Origin of the sequence: Flavobacterium arsenatis (assembly GCF_031456785.1) — a bacterium.
Lineage (GTDB): Bacteria > Bacteroidota > Bacteroidia > Flavobacteriales > Flavobacteriaceae > Flavobacterium > Flavobacterium arsenatis.
In genome coordinates, this window is sequence record NZ_JAVDVI010000007.1 from 1 (window position 1) to 13,602 (window position 13,602).

Annotated in this window: 14 protein-coding genes and 1 tRNA gene; 5 read left to right on the forward strand and 10 right to left on the reverse strand. The window is 37.9% G+C overall.

The window, feature by feature from the left end; translation table 11 throughout:
- Window positions 1-284 precede the first annotated feature (284 nt).
- Entirely contained in the window at window positions 285-437 is a 153-nt protein-coding gene (locus tag J2X31_RS08935) for a PTS sugar transporter subunit IIBC (protein WP_310026140.1), read from the forward strand.
- A gap of 203 nt (window positions 438-640) precedes the next feature.
- On the opposite strand, the gene J2X31_RS08940 is transcribed toward J2X31_RS08935, so the two are convergent.
- A tRNA-Met gene (locus J2X31_RS08940) sits at window positions 641-714 on the reverse strand.
- Between the two features lie 174 nt (window positions 715-888).
- Here J2X31_RS08940 and J2X31_RS08945 point away from each other — a divergent pair.
- Together J2X31_RS08945 and J2X31_RS08950 are read left to right on the forward strand one after the other, a co-directional pair.
- Entirely contained in the window at window positions 889-1,281 is a 393-nt protein-coding gene (locus J2X31_RS08945; RefSeq protein ID WP_310026143.1) for an START-like domain-containing protein, read from the forward strand.
- A 52-nt stretch (window positions 1,282-1,333) separates the two neighbouring features.
- Window positions 1,334-2,173 (forward strand): aminotransferase class IV, encoded by an 840-nt coding sequence (locus tag J2X31_RS08950; protein ID WP_310026146.1) that lies wholly within the window; start codon window positions 1,334-1,336, stop codon window positions 2,171-2,173.
- Here J2X31_RS08950 and J2X31_RS08955 read toward each other — a convergent pair.
- The 7 genes from J2X31_RS08955 to J2X31_RS08985 all read right to left on the reverse strand — a co-directional run bounded on the left by J2X31_RS08955 (window position 2,170) and on the right by J2X31_RS08985 (window position 8,459).
- On the reverse strand, window positions 2,170-2,730 hold the full coding sequence (locus J2X31_RS08955) for a YqgE/AlgH family protein (protein ID WP_310026149.1): 561 nt from the start codon (window positions 2,728-2,730) through the stop codon (window positions 2,170-2,172). The genes J2X31_RS08950 and J2X31_RS08955 overlap by 4 nt on opposite strands.
- Window positions 2,731-2,849: 119 nt before the next feature.
- Window positions 2,850-3,122, reverse strand: coding sequence for an HU family DNA-binding protein (locus J2X31_RS08960; protein ID WP_026706350.1), 273 nt, complete (start codon window positions 3,120-3,122; stop codon window positions 2,850-2,852).
- A 178-nt stretch (window positions 3,123-3,300) separates the two neighbouring features.
- Complete coding sequence (gene fmt, locus J2X31_RS08965; RefSeq protein ID WP_310026153.1) at window positions 3,301-4,248, reverse strand: methionyl-tRNA formyltransferase; 948 nt, start codon at window positions 4,246-4,248, stop codon at window positions 3,301-3,303.
- Window positions 4,248-6,143 carry a RecQ family ATP-dependent DNA helicase gene (locus J2X31_RS08970; RefSeq protein ID WP_310026156.1) on the reverse strand — a complete coding sequence of 632 codons (1,896 nt, stop codon included), beginning with the start codon at window positions 6,141-6,143 and terminating at the stop codon, window positions 4,248-4,250. The genes fmt and J2X31_RS08970 overlap by 1 nt, the downstream gene beginning before the upstream one ends.
- 133 nt (window positions 6,144-6,276) lie before the next feature.
- Window positions 6,277-6,822 (reverse strand): AAA family ATPase, encoded by a 546-nt coding sequence (locus J2X31_RS08975; protein WP_310026159.1) that lies wholly within the window; start codon window positions 6,820-6,822, stop codon window positions 6,277-6,279.
- 76 nt (window positions 6,823-6,898) lie between these two features.
- Entirely contained in the window at window positions 6,899-7,075 is a 177-nt protein-coding gene (locus J2X31_RS08980) for a hypothetical protein (protein ID WP_310026161.1), read from the reverse strand.
- A 250-nt stretch (window positions 7,076-7,325) separates the two neighbouring features.
- Window positions 7,326-8,459 (reverse strand): T9SS type A sorting domain-containing protein, encoded by a 1,134-nt coding sequence (locus J2X31_RS08985; RefSeq protein WP_310026163.1) that lies wholly within the window; start codon window positions 8,457-8,459, stop codon window positions 7,326-7,328.
- Window positions 8,460-8,917: 458 nt separating this feature from the next.
- On the opposite strand from J2X31_RS08985, the gene J2X31_RS08990 reads away from it, so the two are divergent.
- A complete protein-coding gene (locus J2X31_RS08990) occupies window positions 8,918-9,820 on the forward strand; it encodes an outer membrane beta-barrel protein (protein WP_310026166.1) in 903 nt (300 codons plus the stop codon).
- Window positions 9,817-10,248: a DUF2147 domain-containing protein gene (locus J2X31_RS08995; protein WP_310026168.1), complete on the forward strand. Its 432-nt coding sequence runs from the start codon at window positions 9,817-9,819 to the stop codon at window positions 10,246-10,248. The genes J2X31_RS08990 and J2X31_RS08995 overlap by 4 nt, the downstream gene beginning before the upstream one ends.
- A gap of 47 nt (window positions 10,249-10,295) precedes the next feature.
- On the opposite strand, the gene J2X31_RS09000 is transcribed toward J2X31_RS08995, so the two are convergent.
- Together J2X31_RS09000 and J2X31_RS09005 are read right to left on the reverse strand one after the other, a co-directional pair.
- A complete protein-coding gene (locus J2X31_RS09000) occupies window positions 10,296-12,602 on the reverse strand; it encodes a TonB-dependent receptor plug domain-containing protein (protein WP_310026170.1) in 2,307 nt (768 codons plus the stop codon).
- 23 nt (window positions 12,603-12,625) lie between these two features.
- Window positions 12,626-13,534, reverse strand: coding sequence for a FecR family protein (locus tag J2X31_RS09005; protein WP_310026173.1), 909 nt, complete (start codon window positions 13,532-13,534; stop codon window positions 12,626-12,628).
- Window positions 13,535-13,602 lie beyond the last annotated feature (68 nt).

Genomic DNA, 13,602 nt, shown 5'->3' on the forward strand with positions numbered 1-13,602 from the left:
TTTAGTTTAAATATTTAATTGTCAGAGATTTAAATATACTAAATTTTACCTTTTTGTACAATATTTTTAGCCTAAATTATTAATCGAGTTCAGGTCATTCGGTCTTTTAAAAACATATTTGGAAATTTTCAATCACTGAATACAAGTGATAAAAAACAATTAGTGAGCCTGATTCCGCCAAGTAAAATCAATTTTCAAACAGGTGAGCTCTATCTGGAATTAAGTAGTGCTTTGTCTAAGGTTTTACTGAGGAGATAATTTAAAAAACTAAACTCAACATTCTCATGAAATTTCAGGAAAAGAAAGTATCGGTAAAGAGTGCCATTACTATATTGGAAAAAAACAGAATTGAAGTAAATACTGATGAAGCGATTATAATTCTTGATCTGCTTTATCTCATTGCAAAGACCTATAAAAAAACTGATTGTGGTAAATAACCTTTTACCTTAAGTAAACTTCGAACATTAGCAAAGCCGGCATTGTATATGAAATACTAGGCTTTTCAAGGTTCAAACCTTCCGTTCCCACTGCCAATTATTCGACAAAATCGAACACTTATCGTGTGCCTTGTAACTAATTGTTTTACAAAAAATTAAGTGCATAAAAAAAGGAAACACAGCAATTGCTGTGTTTCCTCAAGTAGCGAGGACGGGAGTTGAACCCGTGACCTCAGGGTTATGAATCCTGCGCTCTAACCAACTGAGCTACCTCGCCTTTTTTTGGTTATAGGCATCCTTGAATGCGGGTGCAAATATAAAACTAAATTCAGATGTTGCAAATTTAAATCGAAGAAAATAAATTATTTTTCAAAATGCTTTTTTATTGAATTAATATTCTATATATTTCCAAAAAATTAAACACCTCATATCTCGAAAATAGTTACATTATATGGAAGTTAAAATAAAATATGAACTGGAGTTTCCAATAAATTCATCACCACAATTATTATATCAATATATATCTACTCCTTCTGGACTATCAGAATGGTTTGCTGACAATGTAAACTCAAGAGGAGAATTCTTCACTTTTATCTGGAATGATTCGGAGGAAAAAGCAAGGGTGGCGTCAAAAAAAACGGGAGAGAAAATAAAATTTAGATGGATTGATGAAAATGATGTGGATACAGATTATTTCTTTGAATTGAGAATCCTAGAGGACGAAATCACGAAGGATGTTTCCTTGATGGTTATCGATTATGCAGAAGAAGATGAGGTTGCAGAGGCTACTTTGTTATGGGAAAATCAAATTTCTGACCTAAAACACGTCATCGGATCGGTATAAAATTATTTATAACCCTTATATTTGTCACGCTTTTTAGCGTGACTTTTTTTATATGATCAATTTTAATGGAAACATCGTTTCCCCCGATGAGAATTTACTAGTAAACAACCGTGCCTTTCTTTATGGCGACGGTGTTTTTGAAACCCTAAAAATCGTAGATGGCAAAATTCTCTTTTTAGAGGACCATTATTTCCGGTTGATGTCGTCTATGCGTGTTGTGAGAATGGAAATTCCGATGAATTTTACAATGGAATATCTCGAAGAGCAAGTACTGATTTTGGCGAAAGCCAATGATTGTGAAGCTTCAGGTAGAGCCAGAGTAACGGTTTATAGAAACGACGGAGGCTATTACCTTCCAAAGGACAAAACCATTTCTTTTCTTGTTAACGTTGTTCCGTTGGAAAATGCGATTTATAAGATTGAAAAAAACACCTATGAAGTTGACTTGTACAAGGATTTCTACGTTACCAAACAATTGCTTTCCACAATAAAATCCACCAATAAATTAATCAATATTACGGGAAGTATTTTTGCAGATGAAAACGGCTTGGATAACTGTTTGTTGCTAAACGATAGCAAGAATGTAATTGAAGCCTTAAACGGCAATATTTTTATGCTAATGGGGAACAAATTGACGACTCCTCCCGTAGCAGAAGGTTGCCACAATGGCGTAATGAGACGACAAGTTTTGGCTTTGGCGAAAAAAATTGAAGGTTTAGAAGTGGCTGAAGAAGTGGTTTCTCCATTTGATTTGCAAAGAGCCGATGAGTTGTTCATAACAAACATCATAACAGGAATCCGACCCATCACAAAATACCGAAAGAAAGAGTTTGGAAATAAATTGGCCAGTGATTTAATCGTCAAGCTGAACACTTTAGTGAGATTCGGTTAATTCAGTAGCGGATTTTCGGGAGCATTCGACCAAATAAGATAATCGCCACCCAATTCCATTATTTTTTCCTTCCAGAAATGTGTTGTCGATTTTCCGATGATTTTATTCTCGTATACATTTTTGGTAATGATCCAGGAGTTCGATGACATTTCGTTTTCCAGTTGATTAGCTTCCCAGCCGGTATAACCCAGGAAAAAACGAATATTGTTTTTGTTTATCTTTCCTTGGTTGATCAAGTCCCGGGTAGATTCAAAATCACCACCCCAATAAATTCCGTTTGAAATTTCGATACTGTTCGGAATGAGTTCTGGGATATTATGAATGAAATACAAATTATCCTGCTCAACTGGACCTCCGTTATAAATCTTGAAAGTAGCATCAATTTCCGGAACAAGGTCGTTGATGGTATATTTTAAAGGCTTGTTGATGATAAACCCAACCGAACCTTCATCGTTATGATCAGCCAAAAGTATTACCGATCTGTTAAATGAAAGATCACCTATTATTGAAGGTTCTGCAATTAGCAAATGTCCTTTTTTAAGTTTGTCTGATATCATTTTGCTGAAATTTTCTTAAATTTAATCATAAAAATCTGAATCACCCAAAAAAATGTTACGATTTTTATAAAAAAAAAGTCTTCCGAATGGGAAGACTTTAATTTATATCTGGTAATGAATTAGTTCATACCACCTTCTAATTCAGCTCCTGCTTTAAATTTAACTACTTTCTTAGCAGCAATTTTAATTGTAGCACCTGTTTGTGGGTTTCTTCCGTCTCTTGCAGCTCTATCAGAAACTGACCAAGATCCAAAACCTACTAGAGAAACTCTACCACCTTTTTTCAAAGTAGCTCCTACATTGTTTAAAAATGACTCTAAAGCTAATTTTGCAGCTGCTTTTGAAATTCCTGCATCTGCAGCGATAGCATCGATTAATTCTGATTTGTTCATAATAATAGTTATTAATTGTTGGTTAAACATTATGTTACTTATAACAAATTTAATAGGAATTCCTTACTGTGCAAGACTTTTGCGATGTTTTTCATCGATTTGTTGATAACTCGGGTGTTTTGTTGATAAACTAAGTTGTTTTTTTCAAAATTCCGCTCAAATCAGTGTTCACGCAACCTTACAACGCTTTCGCATTTTCCGAAAAACTCATTCCGTTTAAAAATTCTTGGGCCGTCATTTTCTTCTTTCCGGGAAACTGCAAACTCATAATTTGGATGAATCCGCCATCTACCGCTACTTTTAGTTCTTTCTTAGAAGCTATGATTTGTCCGATGCTTAGTGTGTGGCTTTCTTCAATTATTTTCGCTTCATAAACTTTCACATTCCACTCTTGTTCATTATCCCTAAAAAAACACCAAGAGGCAGGATAAGGTGAAAGTCCTCTAACTAAATTATGAGTTTCTTCAATCGACTTGCTCCAATCAATCTTGCAATTGTCTCGGTTCAATTTATAAGCCGTTTTAATTTCAGGACTGTCGGTTTGAATTGTAGTAGAAACATTTCCTTTTTCAATCAAGGCAAGTGTTTCTATAACGGTCTTGCTTCCCAAATCCATCAATCTATCGTGTAGCTCACCTGCATTTTCATTTTCAGAAATTGAAGTTTCCGAATTCAAAATCATCGCTCCGGTATCAATCTTATCATCAATAAAGAAAGTCGTAACACCTGTTTTAGTTTCACCATTAATGATGGCCCAATTTATAGGAGCTGCACCACGGTAATTCGGTAGGAGTGAAGCATGAAGGTTGAAAGTCCCCAATTCGGGCATTTCCCAAACGGCTTTCGGCAACATCCTAAAGGCAACCACAACTTGCAAATTAGCATTCAGGGCTTTCAATTCAGAAAGGAAATCTTCATTCTTTAAATTCGTCGGTTGCAAAAGCGTCAGATTGTTCTCCAAAGCATATTCTTTCACGGCCGAATATTTTATTTTCTGGCCACGTCCTGCAGGTTTGTCCGGAGCTGTGATCACACCAACCACTTCATATTTATTTTTGATGATGGTGTCCAGAATACCAACGGCAAATTCTGGAGTTCCCATAAAAACGATTCTTAACTTCTTCATTATATATTTAAGCTGTATTTATTATTGGATTCTATTCTAATGATGTCATTGTCCAGTAATTCCTGAAGCGCAAAGATAACATCGTCTGCGGAATCTTGGGTGCTGATTTGAATTTCTCTCGAACTCAACGACTGATTTCTCAATAAGAACTTTATTTTTTCAGCCAAAGTCAAAACATCAACCTGCTTTTTATTTAAGGTAATGCAATAGGAACAAATTCCACAATTTTTGGTTTGGGTTTCTCCGAAATACTCCAGGATGATTTTCGACTTGCATTTTTCCTTGTCCGTCACATAGTCGATCACCGATTTCAACTGCTCTTTCTTCAGCGTGTTTTGGTTTTCCAAGTATTTCGAAACTCGGTTTATCGTTCGTTCGTCTTCTCTAACCTCGTTAAAAATCAAAGTGGCATCATTGTTTTTTGCATGGTATTCGATGATTTCTTTTTGTTTCAATTTCTGAAGCACTTTCAAAACCACTTCTTCCGTTGTCTTCGATTTTTTTGCGATAAGCGAAATATTCAACGAAGCCGGAACCTCATAAATCCCCGGATAGTTTCGCACCATCGTCAGAATAATTTCTTCATCCGACGGATTCAAACTCATGTATCGAATAATTTCCTTCGACGAAATAATAAACTGCACCGTAATCTTCTCCGAGAATTCCTGCGAAAGCGAAATGATTCCCTGTCTATCTAGAAACTGCATTGCATTAAAAGTCTTCAGAATCGGAAATTGATATTGCACACAAAAATGATTCAGGTTAAACGAAAAAACCTCGTTGATTCCTTCGCCATAAGCAATCTGAAAATAATTACACAGTTTCACATACATTGTTTTCAAGAATTCCTTATCGGGCAAAACATCAATAAATTGATTGTTCGCCTGAATCACGCTCGACTGACTGCTCAACAAAACCGCATACGCCTTTTCGCCATTTCTTCCAGATCGCCCTGCTTCCTGATAATAATTTTCGAGATTTTCTGGAAGCTGAATATGAATCACCGTTTTCACATTCGCCTTGTCAATTCCCATACCGAACGCATTTGTAGCCACAATAACCTGCACTTCCTCGTTCATCCAAAGCTTCATGTTCTTGTCCTTTTCCCTCGAATCCAAACCACCGTGGTAAAAAGTCGCCTTAAAACCCAGCGTCTGCAATTGCGACGAAACATCCAAACACGATTTTCTATTTCGCACATATATGATGGAAGGTTCAGGATTCTTCTTTAAAATCTGTTCTATCCGAAACAATTTGTCCTCCACATCAAAAACCATATAGGCAATATTCTCTCGTGCAAAAGATTTCTGAAACACCACCGGACTTTCCAATCCCAATTGCGTCACGATATCTTCCCGAACCCTTTTGGTTGCCGAAGCCGTCAAGGCCAAAAAAGGAACCTTTGGAAAATGTGTCTTCAAACTCGAAATTTTCAAATAGGCAGGTCGGAAATCATGACCCCATTGCGACACACAATGTGCCTCATCAATAGCGATAAGGTTGATAGGCAGGTTTTTGATACGCTCCAAAATCCAGTCCGACTGTAATCTTTCAGGCGACAGATAAAGAAACTTGTAATTTCCAAACTGACAATTGTCCAAAAGTTCGATCATCTCGTCCGATTGGATTCCGCCAGTCAATGCAATAGCCTTGATGTTTCGTTTCTGCAAGTTCATCACCTGGTCCTTCATCAAGGCCACCAAAGGCGAAACCACCAAACAAATCCCGTCCTTCATCATCCCCGGAACCTGAAAACAAATCGACTTCCCGCCACCCGTTGGCATCAAGGCAAACGTATCCTTCCCGTCCAAAACCGAAGCCACAACCTCGCCCTGAACCGACCGAAAAGCATCGTGGTTCCAGTATTTTTGAAGAATAGAAAGGGGAGTGGACATGTTGTGAGTTGTAAGTTATAAGTTATACGTTGTAAGTTTTACATTGTAGGTTTGAACGCTAAATCTACAAAACTTACCCGAAATAATAAGCAAAACAAGTAAAGTCAATATCGCACAACTTACAACCCAGAACCTACAACTTACAACTAATTCGCTCCAAAATAAACTCAATCCTTCCCTCAACCGTATCCTTTGGCACCTCAATCAAGTTGTAGCCATATTTTTCATACGTTTCCGTCAAGTGGTTGTAAATGAGTTTTGCCTGTTCGTAGTTTTCATAACGCTCGTCGTCGCTCGTATAGATTTCTTCCCAAGGCGGAAGAATAAAGATTTTAGTGTAGATATTATCGCGACAAGCCTCGTCAAAATGAACCGGATAGCTGTCGCCAATATAATGCATATAAGCCAAAACATCAGGAATACCGCGATCCAAAAACACATTTTCGTGCGGTTCGTTCAAGGCGTTTTTATATTGCTTTACCCGGCCTTCCAGCAAAAGTTCGCTAAAAAGCAACGGATTCTCCAAAAACAACTGCTCGATGCCCTGTTTCTTGGCCTCCATCGTCACCTCCCGGCTAATCTCCGGATAACAGCAAAAGCCTCTCGCAATCAACCCATCAATAATAGTAGTCTTGCCCGTTCCAGGTCCGCCGATGATCACAATTATTTCTTTCTGCATTTTTTTGAAATAAGGGGCAAACTTACCCAAATATTTCGAGATATTAAAAAGTATTTCAGCCCTATGCCGTTAATTTTTAGGAGCGAATCGCTTGGGCAGAGAATAATCCATATTCCTGCTGGATGCCACTATCTTTTATGGCGAACCCCGCCACAAAAGGATAGTAGCAACCATCAGGGCTATGAGGTAAACCATTTTTCCAGAAACTCAAAATAGGAACCCCAATTCTTACCCATTCAACTACTGATGGCACAGATTACCACAGATTTAAAATCAATCTGTAAAAATCCGTAAAATCCGTGCAATCTGTGGCAAAAAGAGCCTACTAGATAATAGCAGAAGTTGTTAGCACGTCTTCGTCCTCTCCTGCAAGGTTTTCAAAATCTTGTAGGTATCATTAAACACCTACAAGATTTTCAAAACCTTGTAGGTATAAACAAAAAGACCCAACCATCCCAAAGCTCCGGGACGATTAGGTCTTTTCGTAATTATAAGTATAGAAACTATTTAATAAACTTAAATACTTTCTGATTATCCAATGTCAACAAATAAACCCCTTCGCTAAACGAACTGATGTCCATTGCATTTTCATTAGCCGAAACCTCTTTGTTCAGCAACAACTGTCCAGATAAATTATAAACCATTGCAGTCTGGCTGTTTTCCAAACCGGTAACATTCAGTTGGGTTTTAGAGTTATAAATAGAAATACCCTTCAAATCTCCGCTAAATTCCCCAGCCGATAAACTCTCGTCTTGAACCATCATCACCCTTCCTTGGTTTTGCAAAGTCATATAAAGAGTATCGCCAATCAAAACAACATCTCGGAAGTTGGCATTAAAAGGTGCCCCACCATTACTATCTTGGTAAGTGGTGTTTTGAGCAACCCAAGTCTGGTTAGAAACATCATCAAACAGTCTTTTCTTAATCGAGTTGCCTTCGGCAGTAAACAATGCATTCCCGCTCACAAAAATACCTTTGTTGAAAGTGAGACCAGTCAGGAGTTCAGTTGCAGCGTCACTTGTCACATCATAGCTGTAAATTTTAGCATCTCCGCCAACCGATAGCAGCAAATCGTTACCATAAAAAGACATATCGCTCACGTCATTGTCCTCTGTCAAATTGCTAATCAACACTGTAGCAACAGGACTTGGTACTGTAGTATCAATCTTATGTATTTCAACCGTAAAATTGTCATCTCCAGTTGGGGTAGTCTCCGACGAAAAGTAGATAAAACCATCCTTAACCGCCAAAGAGGAAACATACTGTGTAGTGGAATAGATCACGCTTGGAGGAGTGGACAGGCTGGTCAAATCAAAAGCAATAATCCTGCATCCCAAAAAAGCATCCTCACTTTCACTGTAATTTTCTTCCGAAACATACAGCGTAGTGCCTTCAACGGCAAGGTTCGACATATAGAAATCAGTTCCAGAGGCATAAACCATGTTTGGAGTCGGATTGTCCGCCTCAGTATTTATCTGGTATAAGTTTTTAGGACCCTGAACATAAAGCATATTCCCCTGATTGATGATTCCCGAAGGGTCAACTAAGTTCGATAAATAGCTCGAAGCCTCCTGTTGTGAATAGGAATTAGAAAAGAAGGCAATGCTTAAAAAAGCAACAAGTAGTTTTGTTTTCATAAATAATGGGTTTTAGGGTAAATGATTAGATAGCAAATCTATAAGTTTATCCTCCATAAAACAATACCTACAAATGAGTAGTTTTCATATATTCCGTTTTCATCCTGAACGACAGTCGAGGGACAGTAAAAAATAGCTACAATCTGTCATTCCGAAGAATGAGGAATCTCATAAAGTAGTCCCGTATTGTGTATTTAGATTATGTGATTCCTCATTCTTCGGAATGACAAGTTTGTGGAAATTTTTAGTTCCGAATAAAATACAAGTTTAGTTGTCAAAATTTAAATTGTTTCATTTATTTTTTCAAAAAAAACAAATAAAACTTGAACTTAAAACAATCTCACTGCCCCAGCTCTGTTAACGTTTCCTCAATTAACAACCCTTTCGAGCCAAAAGTCCTTAACTTTAAAATAGCTATAAAAAGAATTGCTATAAAATATTAATTAAAAAAACCTACTATGAAAAAAGCATGCCTATTATTATCTACCGCGGTTTTTGCCCTTGCTTCGGCAAAAAGTTATGCCCAGGAGTTCTACATCCGAGGGGGTGGAGGATATTCCATCGAAAATGCAAGCACCGAATTCAACAATGCCGACCCAAACGGCCTCACAATGATTCGGCAATCCACCGACATCACGGTAAACCCTGACGGTTCGGCCAATATTAAGTCCCTAAACGGAACCCTTGGCAGCGGTTTTAAAGGAAACTTGACCGTGGGGTATATGTTCAACCAATACATTGGAGCCGAGCTGGGCTTCAACTATTTTACAGGCGAGGAGAAAACCATCGGGAAGCTTAACAGCCCCCTTATGCGTTCCGAAGCCAAAGCCTACCTTGAAGGGTTGGATATAATGCCGGCCATCTTCCTAACGCCAGGTTTTGCAAAGCTTAATCCTTATGCAAGGATGGGACTGCTGATTCCCGCAGCGGGCAAACTCCATATTGACAGCCAGGCCTATGCACCAAACGGCGGTGGCGAAGGGGTTGATATTAATGTAAAAGCCAAAACAGAGGTAGAATCACGTTTCAGCGTTGGTTTTGCAGGAGCACTGGGTGTGTCGTATCCTATTTCACCAAAGTTTCAAATCTTCGGCGAGGTCGAGATGAAAAGCTTGAGCATCAAGAGCAAGTCGGCCGAAATCAAGGAATACGAAACCACTGCCATTACACCTCAGGGAACTTCTCTGGTGCCGGGAATGCAATTGGCAGATATGCCAAGAAACGAAACCCACTTTGAGTTTGAAGACACCTACACCGAAGGAGCAGAAGACCCAACGAAGGCTCGAAAAATACCAACGCAGTATGTAAATGCCAGCGGTCTAGGATTTAATTTTGGTGTAAGATACAGTTTCGGAAAATGAAAAAGCTACTCTATATCAGTTTGATGCTGGTCTTTTCGATAGTTCAGACCAGCCAGTCCCAAAGCGTAGTGGGCAAATGGAAAACCATTGATGATGAATCAGGCGAAGCAAAATCGGTGGTAGAAATCTATGAACAAGATGGAAAAGTCTATGGAAAAGTCATCACGATTTTCGATAAGACCAAAGAAAAAAACCTCTGCGATAAATGTGAAGGTGATAAGAAAAACAAGCCCGTTAAAGGGATGGTCATCTTGGAAGGTGCAAAAAAGAATGGTTCTTCGTGGGAAGGCGGAACGATTTTGGATCCTACAAAAGGGAAGGTCTATAAATGTACTTTAAGTTTGGAAAACAAAGACAAGCTCAAACTCCGTGGCTATGTTGGGATTTCCCTTTTAGGAAGGACTCAGTATTGGGAGCGGGTGAAGTAATGCAATTAATTTAAAGAAGGAGCTCGGTAATTCGGGCTCTTTTTTTATTAAAAATTGAACTTTACACTCAAGTTTGGTGTTCTTTTTAGTGCAAGCGTATTCACACTTTCAATAGATTGGTTTGTTGTGTTCACTCTATAATAACGGTTCACGATATTATTCCTGTTTAGGATATTCAATACAGAAATTCCAAACTGAAGGCTCGATTTTGGACTAAGCATCCAATTGTAATTCCCTGAAAGGTTCACTTCAAAAAACTCACTCAGATTCGTGTTGTTAGGGTTGTTGTAAATAATTTGTGGTTTCGAAGGAATGCTAAGATCCAGATTGCTTGTTGAGGGCGAAGTTTCAGGTCGGCCCGAATGCCACTGTGTTCCAAGGGCAATTTTCATGTTCTCCCATTCATAGGTTCCTGCCCAAGAAATGGTATGAACAATCTGAAAGTTGTTTGCAAATTGTTCTGGAAGCGTTTCGCTAAAGGTATATTCACTGTTCGATAAGCCATAGCTTAGCCAAGTGTAAAAGTGCTTTAGGTTGCGTTGAATTAAAACTTCGGAACCTATAACCGAGTAATCGCCATTGATTCTCACAAACTCCAATTGGTTCTGGAACGCTTGGCTCGGACTGTAAATTCCAGTTACTTTCTTGTAGTAATTATCCAAGGTAAAGAGCCAGTTTCTATCTTTAAAACTAAACCCTAACGAAATTTGCTTGCTTCTCTGGATCGGAATATTTTCATCATTTGCTAAAGTCCAACGCCTTTTTTCAATCCCAAGAAAATCCTGTTGCATATCAATAATTTGCGATGTGATCTGGCTTTTGTGTTCACCAAGAATTTCAATATTGAACTTTTTGCTAAAGGCATAATTGAATTGCAAACGAGGTTCCAGAAGCAAGCGATTAAAGTCTTCGATATAATTGTTGCGTAAACCTGCCTTTAAAAAAATTGTGCCATCAGTGTTCTTGACTTCAGTTTCTAGAATCAAGGCGTGGCTTCGGATAACTTCCTTTATTTTCTTGCTAAACCTAGGATTATTAATCCGTTCGCGATTGGCAATCCCAATTTCATTGTACTGGTATCCGTTGTTGAAAGTTAAATTATCACTGATGATATGTTTGTTTTCCAATCTCCAACCATAATCAAAAATGGTATTTTGTTGTGATAAAATTTGATTATTTTCGATGGCTTCGTTCCTGGCATCAAGGTTATAATAGGAAACATAACCGTTGATTTTAGTAAATGTTCTTTCGTTCCACTTCGTTTTCAACATCGCATTCGCTCCGAAATTTTGTTGCTCCAAATTACTTTTTCGAGAAGCATCGTCGCTATTTTGTGTTATTTCCAAGGAATTGTTGATGCCAATCGCATCTAAAACAAGTTCAGTTCGGTAACCTATTTTTTGGTGGTATTGAGCTGTGAAATCATAAAAGTAGAACTTCTCATCTGTTTTGTAATTGACATTTTCATTCGTATTGATATTTTTTATCATCGTGTTCTGAAAAATCCTGTCGTAGTAGCTGTGGTAGGTTGGGGACGAAGCCAGATCAGTAAAGGAACGTCGTCCGGATATTTGAAAGCTCGACTTCTTTGAAGTTTTGACCTTTGCATTGAACGCGGCACTTATAAGATTGGAATTCACACCATAATTGGAATTTTCGATGCCCTCAAAAACGGATGAAATATCAATAACGCTCGAAATGCTTTCGCCATAAAAAGCGGAGCTTCCGTTCTTGGAAATGTTGATTTTTTGAGCCAATGCAGGATTAAAAGCCGAAATCAATCCGAAGAAATGACCGGTTTGAAACATCCGGATGCCATTCCATAAGAATAAATTCTGGTCGTGTGTGCCACTTCTAACATTGATGTTCGAGATGGTTTGATCGGCACTGTAGATTCCTGGAATCTGTTGCATTGTCTGCAGGGCATCTGGCTCAATAAGTCCGGGAAGGATTCCAAATTTCTTTGGATATACAGTAAAAGTTCCGTCGATATTCTTGGACATTCCCGTTGTGAGATAGCGTTCAATTTTGATTTCGCTCAAGTCAATCGGAAGAATTGTATCCAGTGGTTGGCTAGGTATTGCAGTGATTTTTTTTGAAGATACGGCAATGTATTTGGTATTGATGATTTCAAACTCCAGTGTGGTTCTTGCATTCAGGTAATCCAGTTTTTCGGACAATGCCAAAGCACGAACAGGAGGCTCCAGTTTTACAACGGAAACCTCCTCTTCGATATAGTTAAACTGAACATTATGTTGTTTTGAAATTGCCTTGAGGATTTCTTTTAACGGCTGTATTCCTTTTTTTTGTTGGGAATAAACATTTCCAGAAAGACTAAAAACAATTAAAATCAACCATAATAGCTTTTGGGGTTTTATCATTCTTCTGTCAAAATAATCCTTTCGTTGGTTGCTTTTTCATATTTAAGATGAAAGGTCTTGCTGATGATTTGCAAAGCCGTATCCAAATTCTTTAAAGGCAAAGTCCCTGTAAATGATTCACTGGAATCTTTAGTGTTTTCTATGGTTATGTTGTATTGTCTTTCCAATTCTTCAATAACATCTGCTAATGAATTATTGTTGAATTTTATCTCGTTGCCCAACCAAGCAGGCTGTAAATCGGTCAATGGTATGGCTTCTATTTTGGTGTTGTTTTGCACTACTATATTTTGTCCTTTGGTAAGGAAAACTGTTTTTTTGTTGAAAACCACTTTCACTTTTCCTTCATAGCATTCCACTTCAAAATTCTTGTTTCTGGCTTTGATGTTGAATTGAGTCCCCACAACGGTTACTTCTCCTAAATTGGTATTGACAGTGAATTTTTCGCCTTTGGCTACCTTAAAAAAAGCTTCGCCTTCTAATTTCAAGCTTCTTTCATTTTCCCAATTCCACTTTTTATAGTTGATTTTTGAATCTGAATTCAATGCAATTTCAGAATCATCAGGAAGCAAAAAGGTGTTCTTTTCTCCAACCGAAGCATATTCGGTTGTTGGAACATAAGGTCTAACTAAAAAAGTGATTCCAAAAACCAGAACCAAGATGGCGGCAATTTTCATGTACCACAAATCCTGAAGCCTGATGACTTTTTTCTTCTTTTTGCGTGCTATTATATTCTGATACATTTCTTGCGTATCAAAATCAGGTACTTCCAGTTGAGAGGATAGTTCTTTTATTTTATTGTAGGTTTCAAAATCTGCCGATTTTTCAAAAGCTTCCAATTCGCTTTTTGTCATTTCGCCAGCCAACCATTTCGCTAAATCGTGTTGCTCTTCCATTTTGTGATGCATTTTTTATATAAACAACTAACTCTTTATAAACCCTAATGTTTAAATTCCAATTTTTTAAATCCCAAATC

Bases quoted from the DNA above. Each gene is read 5' to 3' on its own strand.
- J2X31_RS08935 (WP_310026140.1), top strand. From the start codon at position 285: ATGAAATTTCAGGAAAAGAAAGTATCGGTAAAGAGTGCCATTACTATA.
- J2X31_RS08945 (WP_310026143.1), top strand. From the start codon at position 889: ATGGAAGTTAAAATAAAATATGAACTGGAGTTTCCAATAAATTCATCA.
- J2X31_RS08950 (WP_310026146.1), top strand. From the start codon at position 1,334: ATGATCAATTTTAATGGAAACATCGTTTCCCCCGATGAGAATTTACTA.
- J2X31_RS08955 (WP_310026149.1), bottom strand. From the start codon at position 2,730: ATGATATCAGACAAACTTAAAAAAGGACATTTGCTAATTGCAGAACCT.
- J2X31_RS08960 (WP_026706350.1), bottom strand. From the start codon at position 3,122: ATGAACAAATCAGAATTAATCGATGCTATCGCTGCAGATGCAGGAATT.
- fmt (WP_310026153.1), bottom strand. From the start codon at position 4,248: ATGAAGAAGTTAAGAATCGTTTTTATGGGAACTCCAGAATTTGCCGTT.
- J2X31_RS08970 (WP_310026156.1), bottom strand. From the start codon at position 6,143: ATGTCCACTCCCCTTTCTATTCTTCAAAAATACTGGAACCACGATGCT.
- J2X31_RS08975 (WP_310026159.1), bottom strand. From the start codon at position 6,822: ATGCAGAAAGAAATAATTGTGATCATCGGCGGACCTGGAACGGGCAAG.
- J2X31_RS08985 (WP_310026163.1), bottom strand. From the start codon at position 8,459: ATGAAAACAAAACTACTTGTTGCTTTTTTAAGCATTGCCTTCTTTTCT.
- J2X31_RS08990 (WP_310026166.1), top strand. From the start codon at position 8,918: ATGAAAAAAGCATGCCTATTATTATCTACCGCGGTTTTTGCCCTTGCT.
- J2X31_RS08995 (WP_310026168.1), top strand. From the start codon at position 9,817: ATGAAAAAGCTACTCTATATCAGTTTGATGCTGGTCTTTTCGATAGTT.
- J2X31_RS09005 (WP_310026173.1), bottom strand. From the start codon at position 13,534: ATGCATCACAAAATGGAAGAGCAACACGATTTAGCGAAATGGTTGGCT.